14 protein-coding genes and 1 pseudogene are annotated in these 17,129 nt (G+C 67.8%); 9 read left to right on the top strand and 6 right to left on the bottom strand.

The features are described 5' to 3' along the window. Positions 1-62 precede the first annotated feature (62 nt). Positions 63-2,570, bottom strand: a complete 2,508-nt coding sequence (locus tag O1R50_RS22995; RefSeq protein WP_270112589.1) for an excinuclease ABC subunit UvrA — start codon at positions 2,568-2,570, stop codon at positions 63-65. 69 nt (positions 2,571-2,639) lie between these two features. Beyond that, a complete protein-coding gene (locus tag O1R50_RS22990) occupies positions 2,640-3,044 on the bottom strand; it encodes a nuclear transport factor 2 family protein (protein ID WP_270112588.1) in 405 nt (134 codons plus the stop codon). A gap of 95 nt (positions 3,045-3,139) precedes the next feature. On the opposite strand from O1R50_RS22990, the gene O1R50_RS22985 reads away from it, so the two are divergent. Both O1R50_RS22985 and O1R50_RS22980 read left to right on the top strand, forming a co-directional pair. Further along, the gene (locus O1R50_RS22985; RefSeq protein WP_270112587.1) at positions 3,140-3,508 is read left to right on the top strand and encodes a winged helix-turn-helix transcriptional regulator; all 369 of its coding nucleotides are present in this window, start codon (positions 3,140-3,142) and stop codon (positions 3,506-3,508) included. Positions 3,509-3,739: 231 nt separating this feature from the next. Then, positions 3,740-4,948 carry an alpha-L-fucosidase gene (locus tag O1R50_RS22980; RefSeq protein ID WP_270112586.1) on the top strand — a complete coding sequence of 403 codons (1,209 nt, stop codon included), beginning with the start codon at positions 3,740-3,742 and terminating at the stop codon, positions 4,946-4,948. 167 nt (positions 4,949-5,115) lie between these two features. Here the strand turns inward: O1R50_RS22980 and O1R50_RS22975 are convergent, their stop codons facing one another. Next, a complete protein-coding gene (locus O1R50_RS22975; RefSeq protein ID WP_270112585.1) occupies positions 5,116-5,736 on the bottom strand; it encodes a TetR/AcrR family transcriptional regulator in 621 nt (206 codons plus the stop codon). 67 nt (positions 5,737-5,803) lie between these two features. Between O1R50_RS22975 and O1R50_RS22970 the strand changes: the two genes are divergently transcribed. Beyond that, positions 5,804-6,628, top strand: coding sequence for an SDR family oxidoreductase (locus O1R50_RS22970; RefSeq protein WP_270112584.1), 825 nt, complete (start codon positions 5,804-5,806; stop codon positions 6,626-6,628). A 15-nt stretch (positions 6,629-6,643) separates the two neighbouring features. Continuing rightward, the gene (locus O1R50_RS22965) at positions 6,644-7,573 is read left to right on the top strand and encodes an alpha/beta hydrolase (protein WP_270112583.1); all 930 of its coding nucleotides are present in this window, start codon (positions 6,644-6,646) and stop codon (positions 7,571-7,573) included. 18 nt (positions 7,574-7,591) lie between these two features. Here O1R50_RS22965 and O1R50_RS22960 read toward each other — a convergent pair whose 3' ends face one another. After that, positions 7,592-8,062 carry a MarR family transcriptional regulator gene (locus O1R50_RS22960; protein ID WP_270112582.1) on the bottom strand — a complete coding sequence of 157 codons (471 nt, stop codon included), beginning with the start codon at positions 8,060-8,062 and terminating at the stop codon, positions 7,592-7,594. A gap of 143 nt (positions 8,063-8,205) precedes the next feature. On the opposite strand from O1R50_RS22960, the pseudogene O1R50_RS22950 reads away from it, so the two are divergent. The 4 genes and pseudogenes from O1R50_RS22950 to O1R50_RS22935 all read left to right on the top strand — a co-directional run bounded on the left by O1R50_RS22950 (position 8,206) and on the right by O1R50_RS22935 (position 12,923). Next, positions 8,206-10,014, top strand: a pseudogene (locus O1R50_RS22950) (flavin-containing monooxygenase). Then, positions 10,011-10,253 carry a hypothetical protein gene (locus tag O1R50_RS22945; protein WP_270112579.1) on the top strand — a complete coding sequence of 81 codons (243 nt, stop codon included), beginning with the start codon at positions 10,011-10,013 and terminating at the stop codon, positions 10,251-10,253. Before O1R50_RS22950 ends, O1R50_RS22945 begins: the two are co-directional and overlap by 4 nt. Before the next feature lie 193 nt (positions 10,254-10,446). Continuing rightward, positions 10,447-11,013 (top strand): SMP-30/gluconolactonase/LRE family protein, encoded by a 567-nt coding sequence (locus O1R50_RS22940; protein ID WP_270112578.1) that lies wholly within the window; start codon positions 10,447-10,449, stop codon positions 11,011-11,013. 656 nt (positions 11,014-11,669) lie between these two features. Next, the gene (locus O1R50_RS22935; RefSeq protein ID WP_270112577.1) at positions 11,670-12,923 is read left to right on the top strand and encodes a tyrosine-type recombinase/integrase; all 1,254 of its coding nucleotides are present in this window, start codon (positions 11,670-11,672) and stop codon (positions 12,921-12,923) included. Positions 12,924-13,534: 611 nt separating this feature from the next. On the opposite strand, the gene istB is transcribed toward O1R50_RS22935, so the two are convergent. Next, on the bottom strand, positions 13,535-14,338 hold the full coding sequence (istB, locus tag O1R50_RS22930; protein WP_408612798.1) for an IS21-like element helper ATPase IstB: 804 nt from the start codon (positions 14,336-14,338) through the stop codon (positions 13,535-13,537). A gap of 5 nt (positions 14,339-14,343) precedes the next feature. Next, positions 14,344-16,008, bottom strand: a complete 1,665-nt coding sequence (istA, locus tag O1R50_RS22925) for an IS21 family transposase (RefSeq protein ID WP_408612796.1) — start codon at positions 16,006-16,008, stop codon at positions 14,344-14,346. A gap of 323 nt (positions 16,009-16,331) precedes the next feature. Between istA and O1R50_RS22920 the strand changes: the two genes are divergently transcribed. Then, a complete protein-coding gene (locus O1R50_RS22920) occupies positions 16,332-17,129 on the top strand; it encodes an ABC transporter permease (protein WP_270112574.1) in 798 nt (265 codons plus the stop codon).

Genomic DNA, 17,129 nt, shown 5'->3' with positions numbered 1-17,129 from the left:
AGGCCGAGGAGTACTTCGGTCGCCCATGCGACCAGTCGACCCGTCCACTGCGGCATGTCGTCTCACCTGCCGTATTCGAGTTGGCGGTCGAGGTATCGGCCGGTGGTGCTGCGAGGATCGGCGCGGAGGTCGTCAGGGGTGCCGGTGGCGACGATCGTGCCGCCGTCGGCGCCGCCGCCGGGTCCCATGTCGACGACGTAGTCGGCGTTGGCGATGATGTCGAGGTCGTGTTCGATCACGATGACGGTGGCGCCGTTGTCGACCAGGCGCTGGAGGACCCCGAGGAGGGTGCGGACGTCGAGCGGGTGCAGGCCGATCGACGGCTCGTCGAAGACGAACAGGGTCTCCCTCTGGTCGCGGCCGAGTTCGGAGGCGAGCTTGAGGCGCTGGGCCTCGCCGCCGGAGAGCGCGGGCGTCGCCTCACCGAGGGTGAGGTAGCCCAGGCCGAGGTCGACCAGTGTCTGGAGCTTGGCTCGGACCCGGCGCAGGTCGCCGACCCGCTCGAGCGCCTGCGTCGCGGTCAGGGTGAGCAGCCGCGGCAGGGTGAGCCCGTCGCGTTCGTACCGGTCGGCGGCGGGCGCGTAGCGCGAGCCTTGGCATGCGGGGCAGACGATGTCGACGTCGGGCAGGAACTGCACGTCGAGCGAGACCTCCCCGGTGCCTTCGCAGCGCGGGCATCGCAGCGAGCCGGTGTTGTAGGAGAAGTCGCCCGCGCCGAGGCCGTCGGCCGTCGCGTCGGGTGTGGCCGCCCAGGTTCGGCGCAGCTCGTCGAGGATGCCGCTGTAGGTAGCCACTGTGGACCGCACGTTGGCGCCGACCGGGCTGCTGTCGACGGCGTCGACGCGCTTGATCGGACCGGCATCGACGCTTGAGACGTGATCGGGGAGAGGGGATCCGGCGATTTGTGCGTTGAGGCCCGGGATGAGGCTCTCGAGGACGAGCGTGGTCTTGCCCGATCCGGAGACGCCGGTGACGGCGACCAGTCGCCCCGCGGGGAGGTCGAGGTCGAGGGCGTGCACGGTGTGCAGCGGACGCGTCGACAAGCGGAGGCGTCCGGTGCCGAACATGGACTCGCTGCTCGCCCGCGAACGGGCCACAACGGATGCGTGCCCGGCGAGGAAGGGGCCGATGAGGGAGTCGGGGTCGGTGATGAGCTGCTGTGCGTCGCCGGCGGCCAGGACCTGGCCGCCTTGGCTGCCCGAGCCGGGGCCGATCTCAATGAACCAGTCGGCTTCGCGCAGGATCTGGACGTCGTGGTCGACCAGGACCACGGAGTTGCCGTCGGCCAGCAGGTCGCGCATGACCGCGAGCAGGCCGTCCACATTCGAGGGATGCAGCCCGATCGACGGCTCGTCGAGGACGTAGAGCACGCCGGTGGTCTCGTTGCGCACCGCGCGGGTCAGCTGGACCCGCTGCCGCTCCCCCGTCGACAGCGTGGCGCTGGTCCGGTCGAGGCTGAGGTAGGACAGACCAAGGCCGGTGAGCCGTTCGGCGATCACCAGGAGCTGGGCGCTGACTTCGCGGCCCATCCGCTGCATATCGGGCGGCAGGGAGTCGACGACCTTCGGCACCCATGCGGTGAGCTCGCCGAGGGTCTTCGCCGTCGCCTCAGCCAGATTCAGACCATCCACAGTGGTTGACCTGGCGTGCTCACTCAGCCGGGTGCCGCCGCAGTCCGGACAGGTCTGGACGCTCAGGAACCGGTTGACCCGGGCCAGGCCCTTCTCGCTGGCGGCGTTGCCGACCGCCTCCTCGACCGCGCGCCGGGCGTTGCGATACGTGAAGTTGAGGTCGAACAGCTTGCCGCTCTTGGAGGGGACGCGGATCTGCCGCTTGACCTCGGGGCCGTGCATCACCGTCTCCCGCTCGGCGGCGTCCAGTTCCGCGTACGGCACATCGGTGCGCACTCCGAGCTCGGCCGCGACCTGCGGCATGACCGCCAGGCCGAACATCGACCAGGGCGCGACCGCGCCCTCGTCGATGGTCTTCGAAGCATCAGGGACGAGCGCGGCCTCGTCGACCTCGCGCACCACGCCGGTGCCCTCGCAGCGCGGGCACGCGCCGTCGGAGTTGAACGCGAACGTCTCGGCCCCGGGCGGATAGAACACCGCACCGCACACCGGGCACGTCAGGTCCATGTTGAGCGCGACGTCGATCGTCGGCTCCTGCCGGTGGCCGTTGGGGCACAAGTGCGCGCCCAGCCGCGAGTACATGAGCCGCAGGTAGTTGAGCAGCTCGGTCGAGGTGCCGAACGTGCTGCGCACCGACGGAACGCCGGGGCGCTGGCGCAGTGCCAGCGCGGCCGGGACGTGCTGGACGCCGTCGACGTCGGCCCGCGGCGCCTGCGCGAGCCGCCTGCGCGTGTAGGTCGACAGCGCCTCGAGGTACCGGCGCGACCCTTCGGCATAGAGCACGCCGAGCGCGAGTGAGGACTTGCCCGAGCCGGAGACCCCGGCGATCGCGACGAGCTTGCGGAGCGGGACCTCGACGTCGATGTTGCGCAGGTTGTGGACTCGCGCGCCGCGGACCTGAATCCTCACGGGCGGGTCACTCGCGTCGACCTCGGCCATGTCATCACTTCCCTTCCTCCGCCGCACGGGGGAAGCGCGGGCGGGGTCGACAGTTGCCTCAGGGTTCGGTCAGTCCTTGCCCCAGAATGCGTCTTCGGCGTCCTGGTCGGCAGAGAACAGCCACATCTCGGCGATCTTGCCGCCTTCGACGCGAAGGACGTCAATGCCGTCCATCGACATCGACGCGCCTTCGCGCTCGGCGGAGAAGTGCACCGGGAACGCGGCCAGATCACCGTTGATCATTGGACCGCCGGTGAACTCGAGCTTGAACGTGCCGGTTGTGAGGGCCATCTGGCCGCCGATCATCTCGCCCACGGCTGCGGGGCCATCCTTGAGGCCGGCGAAGCGATGGCCGCCGGGCTGGTGCCACTTGATGTCGGCCGCGAACAGGCCCGTGGCGGTGGGGATGTCGCCGGCGGACATGGCCTCGTAGTAGGTCTGGGCCACCTTCGCGGTGTTGGCGGATTCGCTCATCGGTTCACTCCTCGGTTTGCGTTGTTGCTGGTTCCGGTCTATAGTCACTTCTGGAAACCGGTCACCTCAACGTAACCATTGGAGTTTTGTGACGCATGTCATACGAGCCTGATTGGAACGTGCTGACGCAGACCTGTCCCTCGCGGACTTCGCTGGCGAGGATCGCCAACAAGTGGACCGCCATGATCGTGATCGTGCTCGGCAAGGGGCGCACGCGGTTCCGCGATCTTCGCGCCGCCGTCGAGGGAATCAGTGGGAAGGTCCTCACCGAGACCCTGCGCGACCTCGAACGCGACGGCCTCGTCACCCGGCACGTCTTCGCCGAGGTCCCGCCCCGCGTCGAATACGAGCTGACCGGCCTGGGCCGCACCCTGCACGGCCCCCTCGCCGCGATCGGCCAGTGGGCCGAGGCCCACACCGCCGAGGTCCTCGAGAACCGCGAGCGCTACGACCAGGAGCGCTGACTCGCTACTCCAGGCGTGACCATCGCGGATGAGCGACGGTGAAAACCGACCACTACTCGGTGAGTTCGGCCCTTCCCGTGACCGTCCCCCGCTCCTAGGCTCGACGGGTGGCGGCCCGAGGCCGTCGATCGAACCATCGCCGTGGTCATCGCCACCGGAGACCAGCGCCAGTACGCGAACGCTGCTCACCGTCGGCGTCGCCGGCGTGACACCCCGAAAGGACCGTTGACCATGACCGGAACGCACCGCGAGAACCTTCCCGACTGGGCGCGGGAGGCGAGCTTCGGCATCTTCATCCACTGGGGACCGTACTCGGTGCCCGCGTGGGCCGAGCCGATCGGCGCGCTGGGCACGGTCCCGGACGAGCAGTGGTTCGCGCACAACCCCTACGCGGAGTGGTACGCGAACACCATCCGCATCGAAGGGTCGCCGGCGGCGCGGCACCACGCCGAGGTCTACGGGTCGGCGCCCTACGAGGACTTCCTCGACCAGTGGAAAGCCGAGGCCTACGACCCCGCCGAATGGGCGCGGCTCTTCCGCAGGCTGGGCGCGGACTACGTCGTGCCCGTCACGAAGCACCACGACGGCGTGACGTTGTGGGACGCACCCGGCAGCGAAGGATTCAACACCGTCGACCGTGGCCCGAAACGCGACCTGATCGGCCCGCTCGCCGCGGCGGTGCGCGCGGAGGGGATGCGCTTCGGCGTCTACTACTCCGGGGGTCTCGACTGGTCGGTCGCCGACCATCCGCCGATCGAGATCGTCGACCACTTGTACACGTATCGGCCCGTCGACGCCGAGTACGCCGCCACGGCCACCGCTCACGTGCGCGACCTGATCGACCGCTACGAGCCGTCGGTGCTCTGGAACGACATCGAATGGCCCGACGCTGGGAAGGCGGACGGCTCGCTCGCCGAGCTGATGGCGCATCACCTCAGCACAGTCCCCGACGGCATCGTGAACGACCGCTGGGGCGCCGACGTCTGGGACTACCGCACGAGCGAGTACTCCGCGGGAACGGACCACGAGGCGGGCACCGGTTGGGAGAACAACCGCGGGCTCGGATACTCCTTCGGCTACAACCGGATCGAGGACCAAACGCTCACCTTGAGCCCGCGTGAACTCGCGCAGCACTACGCGGACGTGGTCTCCCGTGGCGGGCGGCTCCTGCTCAACGTCGGACCGGACGCCTCCGGCCGCATCCCCGACGTCCAGTTGCGGACGCTCAAAGGCGTGGCCGCATGGATGACCAAGGTCAAGCCGTACACCGCCGACCGCCGGTTCCCCGGCGAGGACGAAGTTACGGTGTCCGCCGAGCCGGATAACTGGTGCCGCACTTGGGCGAGCGGCGGCCGGCTCGTAGTAGTCGCCGACCGGCCTGAGGCTGTTCAGGTCATCGCGCCCGGCTACGAGATCGTGCACATCGCCCTTCCCGAGTGAACGCTGAAGCGAGTTGAACGAGAGGTCGGCGGGAAGGTTGACACCGTTTCCGCCGATTTTCGGGCGCGGGGTCGGCCACGCGCAGTCGTGACGGGCGCGGCCTAGCCTACGGAAGCCGTCGGCAGCGTCCCTCGGGCGGCGCGGGGATTTCGGGCACGCAGCGCCGCTCACGGTTCCGGGCTCGTGCCACTGGGCTCGGTTCTCGGGATCATGCCCAGCAGCAGCAGGTCGAGGAATCCGGTGGCCTCGGTGTCGACGACCGCTGAAGGCGGGATCATCGCGCGGTAGAGCAGGGTCCCCGAGATGGCGTCGGCGGCGGCGTCGAGGTCGAGGTCGGCCCGGAACCGGCCCTGGTCGACGCCCGCTCGCAGCAGCTCAAGCAGCTGGTCCCGACTGGGGCCGGTGAAGCGCTCGTAGAGTTTCTCGGCGTCGGTGCCGCCATCGGTCGCGGCGGCGGCCAGGCCCCGAATCACCGCGACCTCCGCAGGCTCGCCGAGCTGCCGGAAGAACTGGCCGAGCCAACTGCCGAGGTCCGCGGCCGCGTCCCCGGTCTGCGGCGGGGCCTCCGCGCGGATCCCAAGATGGCCGGCCATGACCGCCTCGGCGACGATCGCCGCTTTCGAGGGCCAGCGCCGGTAGACGGTCTGCTTGCCCACCCCGGCCCTCGCGGCGATCGCTTCGATCGTCATCCGCTCGTAGCCTTCGGCGGTCATCAGGTCCCGCGCCGCTTCCAGGATCGCCGTGTCGACTTGGGCGTTGCGGGGTCGTCCGCGTTGTTTGGCATCCACGTCGATGAGTGTAGTGTCAATATTTATAATACGGCACGTCTCGTATATTTAATGAGAGGGCACGCTCATGAGCAGGGAAGTCCTGGCCGTCATCGGCACCGGCGGCATGGGCCGCGCCATCGCCCGCCGCAGCGGGAGCGGGCGGAAGGTCCTGCTCGCCGACTTCAACGAACCGGCACTGGCTGCAATCGCCGACGAGCTGCGCGGCGACGGCTACGACGTCATCGCCCGGGCCGCCGACGTGGGCGACCGGGACTCGGTGCTCGCCCTGGCCCAGACGGCGGCCGACCTCGGGCCCGTGGGCCGTATCGCCCACACGGCGGGCCTGTCGCCGGCGCAAGCGCCGAGCGAGGCGATCCTGCGAGTCGACCTGCTCGGCACCGCCCAAGTGCTCGAAGCGTTCGGCCAGGTCGTCGCGCCCGGCGGCGCCGCGGTGGTCGTCGCCAGCATGGCCGGTCACATGGCGGGCGGTCTGGACGCGGAGAGCGAGCGGACACTGGCGGCGACGCCGACTCAGGACCTTTTGGACCTGCCGTTCCTCGTGCCCTTCGCGGCCGGTGACCCCGGCCCGGCCTACAGCATCGCCAAGCGCGCCAACCTGCTCCGCGTGCAGTCCGCCGCGGTGGCTTCATGGGGCGAGCGGGGTGCCCGCGTCAACTCGATCAGCCCCGGCGTCATCTCCACCCCGATGGGGCGGCAGGAACTCGACGGCGAGAGCGGGGACCAGATGCGGGCGATGATCGCCATGTCCGGCACCGGGCGCCTCGGCACCCCCGACGACATCGCGGCGGCCGCGGCATTCCTGCTCGGCCCCGACGCCGACTTCATCACCGGCACCGACCTGCTCGTCGACGGCGGCGTCGTCGCCGCCGTCCGCGGCATGCGCGCCTAGTTCAAGGGGATCCCGATGTCCAAGCACGCCTTTCATCCCGACCTTCGCCTGCCGCGGTTCCTGCCGCGATCCATTCCGCTTGGCCTGGCCCGCCGGCTCAGCGGCCTCGTCAAGCCGCGGCCGCCACGCGGCGGGGAACTCGTCCGGATCGACGCCGACGTCTCCGTGCGGATCTTCCGGCCGCCGAACGCCGTCGGAGCGGAACCGGCGCTGCTGTGGATCCACGCCGGCGGCTACGTCCTGGGCGGTGCGACGCTCTCAGACGACTGGTGCCGCCAGGTCACCGGTCGACTCGGCGTCATCGCCGCAGCGGTCGAATACCGACTGGCACCGAAGTACCCGTTCCCGACGGCGTTGGAGGACTGCTACGCCGCATTGCAGTGGCTGGCAGCGGAATCCGATGTGGATGCCGACCGGATCGCGATCGGCGGCGAGAGCGCCGGCGGTGGCCTGGCCGCCGCGCTCGCCTTGCTCGCCAAAGAACGTGGAACGATCCGGCCGGTCCTGCAGGTGCTGTCCTACCCGATGCTCGACGACCGGACCGCGCAGCGCACCGACATCGATCCCTCGTCCCTGCGTATGTGGAGCCAGAAGAACAACCGCTGGGCCTGGAACGCCTACCTCGGCGCCCACGCGGCCACGCCACCGCAACTCGCCGCACCCGCCCGATACGGAGACCTCACCGGTGTCGCTCCGGCATGGATGGGCGTGGGCACCAATGACCTCTTCCACGACGAGGACCTCGCCTACGCCGAACGGTCGCGCCAAGCAGGCGTCCCGTGCGAACTCGAGGTCGTCCCGGGCGCCTACCACGGCTTCGACCTCGGTGAACGCGACGCCGCCGTTTCAGTCGCCTACAAGGAATCCCAGATGACCGCCTTGGAACGAGCGCTAAGCACAGGGCGGCCCGACGACAAACGCCGAGAGCGGATCGGTCGGAACTAGGGGATGCTCAAACACCCCTTAGAGCCGTGGCGCTCCGGTGCGTGTTCGGAGCGCTTGCAGTTCCCGGTTGACCGCCCGCATGCCGATTTCCAGGGCGCGCAGTTCTTCCAGGGTGAGGCCATCAATGACGTCACCGCCCAGTTCGGGCCTGGCTCCGAGGATCTCTGCGATGACCGCTCGGCCGAGTCCGGTCGGTCGAAGGCGCCGGACGCGCTGGTCGCCGTCGTCCGAGGAGCGTTCGATGAGCTCCTGCTTGACGAGTCGGTCGACGAGCCTGGACATCGTGGGCACCGAAACCGCGAAGTCCTCGGCAAGACCGCTGGTCGTCGTCGCCTCGCTCACCACGACCGAGGAGAGCACCTTCAACTGCTGAATGGTGAGTTGCGTCTCCATCAGCGGCCCGATGATGCGCGGAATGGACCGCGCCGAGATCGCGACCGACAACGATTCGATGCTTTTGCGCACTTCACGCCTGTCCTCGTTCGTCACCCCTCCACCGTAGTCGCTCTCAGAACTCCGACTAGCCGATTTAGTTAGCTTCAAGCTAACCTCTTTGGGGGACGTATCAGGTCCAATGCCGTACCGGGTCCGAAACCATCCCAGCCCGAACACCCCGGGCAAAAGGAGACAGCATGGAAGAGTCCCAGTCGGCCCCGATCGATCTCGAGGCGATCCGCGAGCGGTACAAGCGCGAACGCGCCCGCCGCATCAGGCCCGACGGCGCCCGCCAATACCGCAGCGCCGCAGGCGAATTCGGCTACTACGCGAAGGACCCCTACACCCCCTTCACCGCCCGCGAGCCGAAGACCGACCGCGTCGACGTCCTTGTCATCGGCGCCGGGTTCGGCGGCCTGCTCACCGGCGCGTCGCTCCGCAAGGCCGGGATGGAGTCGATCCGGCTCATGGACGAGGCCGGGGACGTGGGCGGCACCTGGTACTGGAACCGGTACCCCGGCGTGCGCTGCGACGTCGAGTCGTACGTGTAAATGCCGCTGCTCGAGGAGACCGACACGATGCCGACCGAGCGATACGCCAAGGGCGAGAAGATCCGCCGCCAGGCCGTGCGCATCGCCGAGCACTACGACCTGTACCGCGACACCCTCTTCCAGACCCGATCCACCTCCCTGGCCTGGGACGAGGACCGGAACGAGTGGACCATCGCGACCGACCGCGGCGACCGCTTCGGCGCCCGGTACGTCATCACCTCGACCGGCACGCTCACCCAGCCCAAGCTCCCCGGCATCCCCGGGATCGAGGACTTCCGCGGCCACACCTTCCACACCAGCCGCTGGGACTACGGCTACACCGGCGGCACCGCCGACGGAAACCTGACCGGACTGACCGACAAGCGGGTCGCGGTCGTCGGCACCGGCGCGACCGGCCTCCAGGCCGTGCCGATCCTGGCCGAAAGCGCGGGCGAACTGCTCGTGTTCCAGCGGACCCCGTCCACAGTGGACGTCCGCGACAACCGCCTCACCGATCCCGCCTGGGCCGCCTCGCTGCAGCCGGGCTGGCAGCGCGAGCGAATGGAGAACTTCCTCGCCGTCCTCGCGGGCGAACTGCTCGTCACGGACGGGTGGACGGCAACCGTGGCGTTGCAGCGCAGCATCATCACCGGAGCCGTCGACGAGTCCCTCACCGAGGAGGAACGGGCGGTCCGCGACGAACTGGACGACGCCGCCACGATGAACCGCATCCGCGCCCGCGTCGAGGGGACCGTCGCCGACCCCGCCACCGCGGAGGCGTTCAAGCCCTGGTACCGGTACATGTGCAAACGCCCCGGGTTCTCCGACCACTACCTCCAGGCGTTCAACCGACCCAATGTCTCGCTCGTCGACACCAGTGCGGCCCAGGGCATCACCGCCATGACCGAGAACGCGATCGTCGTCGGCGACACGACCTACGAGGTCGACTGCGTCATCTTCGCCACCGGCTTCGACGCCGGCGTCTCCGGCGTCATGTCCGGCACCCTGCCGGTCACCGGCCGCGGGGGCCGGAGCCTCCTGGAGTCGTGGGCGGCGGGCCCGCGCACCCTGCACGGCTTCTACAGCCACGGGTTCCCGAACCTGTTCCACCTCGGCGCGCTCCAGAACGCCAACTCCGTCAACTACACCCACATCCTTCAAGAGCAGGCCGAGCACGTCGCGGCCGTCATCGCTCGCGCCGAACGCGAAGGGGCCGGACGAGTCGAGCCCACCGCCGAAGCCGAGGAGCGGTGGTTGCGCACGCTCCAGGAGACGGCGCACGACACCAGCGCCTTCCAGGCCGAATGCACGCCCGGCTACTACAACGGTGAAGGCACCCGTTCGATCACCGGCTTCTCGTACTCCCCCGGCCCCGTCGCGTTCCATCGGCTGCTGCGCGAATGGCGAGCAGGCGACATGAGCGAGGTCCTCGTCCATGCGCATGCGAGCACCCGGAAGGCGGAGGTGGCCTCATGAAGCGCCTCGCGATTGTCACCGCCCTGCTCATCCCCTTCGCCGCCACCGGATGCAACGCCGATCCCTCCGATGGGGAGGACTCCTCCTCCGAAGGGCCCTCTCGCCAGACCGCGGTCGAACTCGTGCAGGTCTCCGAACCGGGTGGCATGACCGGCGGTGCACTGCTCGAAGGCCCCGTCTTCGACGAGGAAGGACGGCTCTTCCTGGTCGACGTCCTGGCCCTGCCCGACGAGCCGTAGGTGCTCAGAGTCGACGTAGAGGCCCGGACCGTCGAGCCGGTCTACACCGATGAGACGAGCGGGTTCACCTCGGCCCAGATCAGCCCGCTCGGGCGCCTCTACCTCACCGACATTCTCGGCGGATCCGTCCAGAGCATCACGCTCGAGGGCGAGGACCACCGGACGCTCTTCAGCGGCGATCGACGGCACGGCCATGCTGCCCGACGACATCGCCTTCGATCCCGAAGGCACCCTCTACATCTCCGACACCCGCGGCATGGTCGGCCCCGGTTGGGAGACTCCGGGGCGGATCATCCGCATCAGCGCCGACGGCGACGCCACCGTGCTCGCCGCCGATCTGCCCTCCCCCAACGGCATCACGTTCGACGAGGACCACGAGGGCCTGTGGGTCGCGCAGTACAACGCCAACCGCATCGACTACTTCGCCCTCGACGAGACGCGCACGCAGGTGACGGCCGCCTACCCGGGCATGTACGTCGACGGCGGCAAGGCCCGTGTCGACTCCACCGCAGTCGACGCCGACGGCAACGTCTACCAAGGCTTCCACCTGAAGCCGGAGATCCACGTCTACAGCCCGAACGGCGACCTGCTCGAAGTGATCGCTCTCCCCGGAGACGCGCCCGATCTCGACACCGCGACCAACATCGCCGTCAACCCCGGGACCACCGACGGCGTCATCACCGTCAGCGGCCCCGACGGCGGCTACCTCTACACCTTCGACGCCCTCGCCGAAGGCACCCGTCAATCCAACGGCGGATAGACACCTGCGACGCAGATGCCCGGCCTGTCGCACACGAGACCATGTGCGACGAGCCGGGTATCGTCTCTCCTGCATACCGTCAAGACGTGCCCATGGGGGCACGGGTACGGCCACCGACAATCATCGTTGTTCCTGCATGTCCTCGGCGCCTTCACTCTCCTGGACACCACCGTGTCACCGACTGGTGGGGACCGCACGGGTACGCCGTCCTCCACGGCATCCTCACTGCACCCACCACCGCGCTCACCCTCAGCTCCTGGGTCGGCGCCCACCTAACCGGCGGCAACCCCAGATGTTCGCCCTCCACACGCCGTTACCACCGCAGCAGCCGTCATCGTCCTGGCTGAACAAATGGTGAAGCGGCCCTTGAGAAAGCGGTTCAGGCGACGGCATCAGCGGGTGCTGATCACCAACGCGACCGATGTCCTGTTCCGTGCGTGACGGACAAAGAAATAGGGATCATCTACGTAATGATCCCTCATATCTCGTATGTCCGTTTGTGGAGTTAGGGGGATTCGAACTCACGACCGTTCCGAGGCTCGGCTGGGAGCGGAAGGCGTTCCTCATCCGGCCGGCCCCTAGGTCCATACGATGGAGATAGGACCTCCTTCGGAGGCGGCTTCGTGGCTGCGCAGCGACCCCGGCACACCCCACGGATGCGTGCGCCGAACGGGTCGGGTTCGATCTTCTGGGACAAGTCGACGGGCCGATTCGTCGGACTGCTCTCGGTGGGCCGAGGACCAGACAACCGCAGGATCCGCCCCAAGGTCACCGGACACAGTGTCGATCAGGTTCAGGCGAAGCTGGACGCTCTGCGCGAGGATTTCGACCGCGGGATCGATCTGGGGAACGACTACACCGTCGCTGACGCCTGCGAGGACTTCCTCGCGCACGGCATGCATCATCTGGCCGAAGGCACCGCGGACGAGCTCCGCAGGATCGTAGGGAAGTGGATCCTCCCCCACCTGGGCCACGCAAAACTGAAGGAACTCAAGGCTGACGAGGTGGATGCCTGGCTCGATGTCATGGCCCGGGAGCTGTCGACAGGTTCGGTCAAGAAGCGGTTGAGCACACTGCGGCGGATCATCCGATTCGCCGAGGCACACAACCATGCCAGCAGGAACGTCGCCGCACTCGTCGACGCCCCGCGCGGCCAACTCGGCAGGCCCAGCAAAGCACTGACACTCGAGCAGACCATGGCACTGCTCGACACCAGCCGGCACCGACCGATCCGCGGGTACATCGCGCTGTCGGTCTTCACCGGCATCCGCACCGAGGAAGCCCGGCCCCTCGAATGGCGGCACCTGCACCTCAACCCGACCAGGGGCCAGATCTGCTCCTGCGGCCAAGAGCATCTCCAGACGGTCGCTCCCCATGTCGAGATCTGGCGATCGGTCCGCGCAGGCGGCGACACCAAGACCGCGAAGAGCCGCCGGACCATCGGCCTGCCTGCACTCGCCGTGGAGATCCTCACCGAGCATCAAGAGCAGCAGCAGAAATGGCGCGCCGAGCACGGTTGGAAGTCGGAGGGGATCGTCTACGTGTTCGGCACCCGCACGGACACCGTTCAGGTGGCCGAGTCAGTGCACGACCAGGTGCAGAAGGTCGCGACCAAGGCTGGCTTGCCGGGATCGTGGACGCCCAGGGAACTGCGCCACACCTTCACCTCGCTCTTGTCCGAAGCCGGCGCCCCGGTCGAGCTCATCGCCGACCTGCTCGGACACAAGGACCTCGCCACCACATGGAAGGTGTACCGGCACCAACTCCGACCGGTCATCACCGCAGGAGCCGAACTCCTGGACAAGGCTACCGGACAACATGCAACGGACCATAAAGGAGAGTCGAGGAGCCAACTTGGCTCCCAGAATGGCTCCCAGCTAGCGAGCGCCAAAGGCAAAAGCTCATTGTAGGCGCGAAAAAGAAGGCCCCGGATAACCGGGGCCTTTCTTTCTGTGCGCGAGGGGGGACTTGAACCCCCACGTCCATAATAGGACACTAGCACCTCAAGTCTATTTTATGGCCTTGAGAGTCCGATTTCCTGATCATCCTCGCAGGTAGATCATACCTCGTGTTGGTCATCGATAGTCATCATCCGGCAACTTTGAGCATCATTCTCCACGGCGAATGGCTCGTAAATCGGCTCTGAAAGACCGTCCATAATAGATACTAAGAGCCCGTCTGCCACGAACATCCGATACCCTTCGTGCGCCTCGCATATGAACCGGTTTGATTTCGACAGGTGAAATGGGTCGCGCTCGGGCGGGAAGTTCGGGTCGCAGTGCGTGCGCCGAGACATCGAAGAATGCCGATCGACGGGGGTTCGGGTCGCGGTGTTCAGGCGGAAAGTTTGGATCGCACTCGGCTGAAATCGGTGGGGCGCGGGGTGAGTTCGGGCGGAAAGTTTGGGACGCGTTTTGGTCGCGGCGGTGGGGACTGGGGTGTCTAGGATCAGTGTTGGTCGGGTCCCTCGCGCCTGCCGGTCCTGATAGCCGGCCTGAACGCGAGGGGCCCGTTCCGTGCCTTACGCGCCTCGCTCTGCGAGGGTGGTCATCAGCCGGTAGGACTCGTGGCCGGTCTCGATGACGTGGCCTTTGAAGGTGAGCCGGTCGACGATGGCGCCGCAGAGCCGTTCCTCGGTGAAGGTCTTGGACCATTCTCCGAACGGGGCGTTGGAGGCGACCGCGATCGAGCGGCGTTCCTCGCGCTCGGTGAAGATCTGGAACAGCAGCTTCGCGCTCGTCCGGTCCAGGTTGAGGTAGCCGAACTCGTCCAGGCAGAGCAGGTCGTAGCGGCCGTATTTGTGGATGGTCTTGGTCAAGTGCTTCTCGTGCGCGGCTTCGACGAGCTCGTTGACCAGGGCGGCCGTGGTGGTGTAGCGGACTTTCAGGCCCGCTTCGGCGATGGCGGTGCCGATGCCGATGAGCAGATGGGACTTGCCGGTCCCGGAGCCGCCGATGAGACAGAGCGGCTGCCCGGAGAGCACCCAGGACGGGTCGGTCAGCGAGTTGACCTGCTCAGGTGTGACGTTGTGGTTGGCGCCGTAGTCGAAGTCCTCGATGCGTTTGGGGCGGTGGAAGTTCGCGCCGCGGACCAGGCGCTCCTTGCGGCGCTCGTCGCGGTGCTCGCACTCGTTCTTCAAAAGCTCCAGCAGGAAGCCCAGGTAGTTCGAGCGGTCGCGCAAGGCGCGTTCGGCGATCTCGGCGTAGTTGTCGCGTATGGAGGGCAGGCGCAGCGCGACGCAGGCGTCGATGATGGCCGCGTCGACCGCGCCCAGGCCGCCGGCGGTGGCGGTGCGGGGGCTGGGCACTCGTGTGGTGCCGGTGATCTGAGTCAAGCCGAGTGGCCTTTCTTCTTGGACAGCAACTGGTCGTAGACAGAAATCTGGGGAGCCGGGTGGCCCCCGGCCGAAAGCAGACGGCGCGCGTGCAGGGAGATCACCTCGGCGCGGTGGCCGTCGTCGGCCTCGTCCTCATCGGGGTCGTCTTCGACGAGGACGGGCTCGGGCAGACTGATCGGCGGCGGGGCATCGGCCGCGACGGTCCCCGCTTCGATGGCCTTACGGGCTTCAATGGCGACCAGCTCCGGTGTGGACGACCCGGCCCGCAGCGTCGCCCGCAAACCGGCGACGACGGCCTCGGCGGGCATCAAGCGGTGCAGCAGGAGCACCTCGATCAAGGCCCTGGTGCCCTCGGCGTCGCCTCGGGCTTCCCTGGCCGCGTCCCAGAACGCGTCGTGCGCTTCGGTGAAGGCCCCGGACTCGCGGGCCTGGGCCAGAGCGGTCGACCCGGCCAGGGCCCCGGGCTTGGCGGCCAGGATCTCCAGGTAGTGGTCGAGGTGGTCTGAGAAGTCGTAGCGGCGCGCAAGGCGCTGATGCCGGGCGATGACCTTGCGGCCGTCGAACACCAGCAGCTCGTTAGCCCGCAAGCTCACTCGGACCTTCCTGCCGATGAACCGGGCCGGAACCGAGTAGTAGCACTGCATGACCACGATGCGGCAGTCGCGGCGGACCTTCGGAGTCTTGACCGTTCCCGGCTCAAACTCCTCATCCGGGACCAGCCGCAGCAGCTCCTCCTCTTGGGCGAACCGCTCACCGATGGTCTCGAGGCGACCGTGGACATGCCGGATGTCCTCGGTAGCGTCGATCCGGGCCAGGCGCTTGTTTAGCTCCGCGAGCGTCTCAACGACCGGCGGTGGGACCAGGTAGTTGCGGCGGAACCGGCCGCCCTCGTGCTCGACCCCGCCCTTCTCGTGCGCGCCGCCGGAGCCCGGCTGGCAGTAGAACGCGTCGAAGCCCATGTGCGAGCGGAACGCCAGCCAGCGTTGGGTCTCCTTGCGCGAGCGGCCCAGCAGCACTTTCGTCACCGCCGGCGACAAGTTGTCGTAGCGGACGTGCCGGGTCGGGATCCCGCCGAGCACCGCGAACGCCTCGATGTGGCCCTCGATGAACGCCTCCTGCCCGCAGGAGGCGAAGACCCGGTGAATGGCTTTGCCCGAGTAGGACAGTCGGAAGGTGAACTGGTAGCAAACGACCTTCTTGCCCGCGAGCTCGACCGTGACATCGTGGAAGTCCACTTCGGCCTCTTCGCCGGGCAGGTGCTGCTGCGGGACCATCCCCTCGACGACACCCTGGCCCGACCGGACCTCGGCGGTGACCTCGGGGCGGCGGCGCGCGACGTAGTCGCGGATCGCTGAGTACGAGGCCTCCCGGAAGTCGTACTCGCGCGCGAGGCGTTGACAGATCCGCTCGATCGTGTGCCGCTGCTTCTTCGGCGCGGTCACGTCCGAGCGCAGCATCTCGTCGATGAACTCCTCGACCGGGGCCAGCACCCGCGGGCGGCCGTTCACCGGTTTGCGCGGCGGAGGCAGCGCCGACGACAGCGCCTGCACCACCGTCCTGCGCGACACCCCGTGGCGCTTCATCAGCTCCCGCTGCGACACCGACGGGTCCACTCGGCGGTCACGACGAATCCGCTCGAACAATTCCACACGTGACAAAACCTGGCCTCCTGATACGACCAGGCATCAACCTAAACCGCTCACCAGCCCGAACACCGCAACTGCGTCGCTGACCGCTCGGCGTGTCGCCTTGCCTAAGCGAGTGCTCGCCTGAGTTCTGGACCAGCTCGGATGGGTTCCGGAACCCCCTGACCAGCCCTGCAGGGCCTTGGTGATCTCGTGGGACGGCCGTTGCGTCCTGAGACCTGAGAAAACCGCTGGTCTCAATGGGGAGGAAGTCTCTATCTTCGGCGCGTGCCCATCACTCAAGCTCAGTCCCTCAGCAACCACTTCCTCCGTCTTCGCGACGGGAAGCTGGTCAATTGACCTATCCCCTCGCGGCCGAACGTGCCCTCGCGGTCATCTCGCTCAAGGGCCAGATGGCCCACAAGTTCAACTGGCTCATCGGTGTCATCCTCGGCGGCAGCTCGCTGCTTGTGGGGATGGCCCTGTGGCGCCACCTGCTCGATGACGGCTCCATGGCCGGATACGACTGGGAGGCGATGCGCGCCTACATCGTCATCAGCTTCGTCACCATCACCCTCGCCTACGGCGGCGCGCATGGCCAGGTCGCCGAACGCATCCTCGACGGCATGGTCGCAATCGACCTGACCCGGCCCGTCGACTTCCAGCGGGCCCGCGCCGCCGAGTACATAGGCTCGATGATCGCCAGCCTGCCGACCGCCGCCATCGGCAGCGTCGGCGCCTGGCTACTGTTCACCCCGCCGGCCCCGGCCTCAGCCCTGGCCGGTGCCTTGACCGCCGTCAGCATCCTGCTGCTGTTCCCATTGTCGTTCGAAGTCGTCTATCTGTCGGTCCTGGCGTGCTTCTGGACGCACCGTTACGGGACGATCATGTTCGCGCGCGAATCGCTCGTAGCGTTCTTCTCAGGCGTGACGATCCCCTTGGCGCTCATGCCCTCCTGGCTCCAGGCCCTCGCTTGGTGCCTGCCGTTCCCGCACTTCACCACCACACCGTCGAGCATCTACCTCGGCCGTGTCGACACCCTCGGCGCGCTTGGGCTCATCGCCGCCGAAGCCGCCTGGGTAATCGGGCTCTGGGTTGCCGCGCGAGTGCTGTGGCGCCACGCGGTCAAACAGGTCACGATCCACGGAGGATGA

Source organism: Glycomyces luteolus (assembly GCF_027622875.1).
Taxonomy (GTDB): Bacteria; Actinomycetota; Actinomycetes; order Mycobacteriales; family Micromonosporaceae; genus Glycomyces; species Glycomyces luteolus.
Note: the sequence above shows the minus strand (reverse complement) of the source record. Positions and strands in the feature narration are given on the sequence as shown.